Origin of the sequence: Chitinophaga sp. (genome assembly GCF_035564935.1) — a bacterium.
Classification (GTDB): Bacteria; Bacteroidota; Bacteroidia; order Chitinophagales; family Chitinophagaceae; genus Chitinophaga.
Genome location: NZ_DATMTE010000024.1, coordinates 1 through 2,699, shown reverse-complemented (window position 1 = coordinate 2,699; position 2,699 = coordinate 1). Strand labels below are relative to the sequence as shown.

At 44.3% G+C, this 2,699-nt stretch carries 5 protein-coding genes; 2 read left to right on the top strand and 3 right to left on the bottom strand.

The features are described from left to right. Together VN105_RS00740 and VN105_RS00735 are read right to left on the bottom strand one after the other, a co-directional pair. Positions 1–101, bottom strand: a 101-nt coding sequence (locus tag VN105_RS00740; protein ID WP_325636941.1) for a DEAD/DEAH box helicase, incomplete at its 3' end; no start/stop codon positions are given. A 176-nt stretch (positions 102–277) separates the two neighbouring features. Further along, complete coding sequence (locus VN105_RS00735; protein ID WP_325636940.1) at positions 278–802, bottom strand: YceI family protein; 525 nt, start codon at positions 800–802, stop codon at positions 278–280. A gap of 159 nt (positions 803–961) precedes the next feature. Between VN105_RS00735 and VN105_RS00730 the strand changes: the two genes are divergently transcribed. Beyond that, a complete protein-coding gene (locus tag VN105_RS00730) occupies positions 962–1,717 on the top strand; it encodes a DUF4184 family protein (RefSeq protein WP_325636939.1) in 756 nt (251 codons plus the stop codon). On the opposite strand, the gene VN105_RS00725 is transcribed toward VN105_RS00730, so the two are convergent. Beyond that, complete coding sequence (locus VN105_RS00725; protein ID WP_325636938.1) at positions 1,693–2,379, bottom strand: SMI1/KNR4 family protein; 687 nt, start codon at positions 2,377–2,379, stop codon at positions 1,693–1,695. The two genes, VN105_RS00730 and VN105_RS00725, sit on opposite strands and share 25 nt — an antisense overlap. Positions 2,380–2,401: 22 nt before the next feature. On the opposite strand from VN105_RS00725, the gene VN105_RS00720 reads away from it, so the two are divergent. After that, positions 2,402–2,699 (top strand): DUF1697 domain-containing protein (locus tag VN105_RS00720; RefSeq protein ID WP_325636937.1); only part of this gene is annotated, 298 nt, incomplete at its 3' end.

Sequence of the window (2,699 nt, the reverse complement as noted above, 5' to 3'; positions counted from 1 at the left end):
GTTTTACCGGTGCCGGTTTGCGCTACGGCCATTACATCATCCCCATTGAGGATAGAGGGAATAGCCTTAAACTGTATATCTGTGGGCTTTTTAAAGCCCATTTCTGCTAAACTTTCCTTTATTTCCGGGGAGATATTATACTGTTCAAATTTCATGTGCTGCTATTGGAAAGCACAAAGATAGCCAATAGGTGTTAGCTTTCCTTTTTTAACAAAACAGCCGCGGAGAAGAAAGGAACTCCTTTTTCTCCGCGGCCATTTTTGTTTTCGGGTGAAAATTATTCTTTCACCAGTTGTATTTCCATGTTAAGTTTCACTTCATCACTAAGTACAATTCCGCCTGCTTCTGTAGTGGCGTTCCAGCGTAAGCCGTAATCCGCCCGGTGCAAACGGCCCTTGAGTGCAAAGCCTGCCTTTGTTTGCCCATATGGATCTACGGTTACTCCCCCATGCAGTACATCCAGTTCAATGGGATGTGTTTCCCCTTTAATTGTGAGTTCTCCAAGTAATTTGTACTTCTCGTCGTCTATTTTCTTTACTTTTTTAGAGACGAAACTGATCTTCGGGTGATTAGTAGCGTCAAAAAATTCACCATTGCGTAAATGCTCGTCGCGTTGCCTGTTCTGTGTGTCAATACTATCTGCTGCCGCTTCAAAAGAGATGGTAGCGTCGTGAAAATCGTCGCTCTCCGTTTGAATGGTCCCGGTAAAACGGGTAAAATATCCGCTCACGTTTGTAATCATGAGATGCTTAACTTTGAATCCTATTTCGCTGTGTGATTCATCAATTTTCCAGTTTGCCATAGCACATTGTTTTTTATGTTTCAAAGACTCAATAAAAATAAGTGTAAATCGTGGCAACAGCGTTGGACATTTTACCGGAAATGATGGACGATTACAACATTAACATTTCGTTATAGGTTTTATTAAAATTCAATTAAATTTATACAACAATTCCCTAAGATGCCATTTACGATATCACACGCAGCTATTGTTGTTCCCTTTACAAATACCTCCCCCAAATACCTGTCAGCAACCGGTTTAATTATCGGCAGTATGGTACCTGATTTTTTGTACTTCATTTTACTGAACCCTTATTTCAATCGCGGACATCAATGGTGGGGCATTTTCGTATATGACTTGCCGTTAGCCATCCTGCTGGCATATCTTTATCATGGAGTCATAAAACCGGTAGTGGTTCCTTACCTGCCTGCATGGGCCAGCGACCGGCTGTACCTGTTCAGGCCGTTTAACTGGGACGCCTATTTCCGCGAACATTACGCTGTAGTTATTTATTCCATCCTGATCGGCGTGCTTACTCATTTTTTCCTGGATGCCTTCACACACGGGGAAGGCGGATTTGTGTCACATATACACTTTTTGCAAAGAGATATTACAGTGGGGCGTCATCCGATGAAAATGTGGTACCTGATGCAGTATCTCAGCTCTGTAGCAGGTTTGCTGGTGATGTTATATTTCTTCCTCAAACTACCCAGGGTAAATAATCTCCCGAAAGTATCCATCCGGCTGAAGGCCCGCTTCTGGATCATACTGGCTGTTTTAAGCGGGCTGGTGTTGCTCCTCAACGAGTATTTCCATCATATCAACTGTAAGGGCATGGATTACCTGGCCATTGCACTGGGCGGCGTTTTCTACGGGTTGCTCCTTACCGTTGGATGGTACTGGTGGGCTACCTATTCATCGCGGTCCATGCGGTAACTCCATTCCATTTGCAGCTTGTTCATAATGGCGTTGTATTTCTCCTCCCGGTTAGTGCCGGCGTAAATAGCATTCACATGCCCGTTTTGTTCCGTAGTGAATACCAGGATATCTTCATAATCGTTGGTAAAAAAACGGAGTAACTGGTTGGAAATACCGGTTTGCTCCTGCCAGTTGGCGGTAACACGCGCAATATGCTCTGGTGTAAGATCTTCTTCCAGGTCGGTAAAAGCAGTGTGGGTAAGTCCGCCTAAAGCCCCGTTCCACCAGGCCATTGACAGTAAAAAATGCTCAGTAGTATCCGCATCGTTAAACCATTCCCTCCGGGCGCTGTCGTAGGTACCATATACCGGCGGATCAGGCTGGCCCAGGTCGGCCTTTTCAATACCCCATAATACCACCGCCTGGTTTTCTTCATAAAAAATAAGGTGATCATCTTCCGAAAACCCGATCTCTCCAAGGGAAGTTAAACGGTTAAAACTATCGTTCACCATTTTGTTTTTACCTATGGTAAGATAATAATGGCGCAGGGCTGCCGGTAACTGAACCTGTAAACGGGCTTCCAGGGCTGCTATTTCTGTTTCCGAATATCCCTGATTGGCATCTTCAGGTAAGTTGTATAATTTGTGGATGATCTGTAAGTAGTGCATGATAACAAACATACAAAGTAAAGTTGAAAACCATATGACCAGATACGTTGCATTTTTAAGGGCGGTGAATGTTGGAAAAAGGATCGTGAAAATGGAACACCTGCGCCAGCTCCTGGAAACGGCAGGTTTCAAAAATGTAAGCACCTATATACAGAGTGGCAATGTGTTATTTGCTTCCCGCAGTAATAATGTTGCCGCGCTGACGGAGAAAATAGAACAGTTATTGCGGGCCACTTACGGCTTTGAAGTACCCACCATTATCCGGCAGGTATCCGAACTGGAAAGCGTGGTAAAAAACACCCCGTTCCCTGGTGTAGTTCCGGATAAAACCA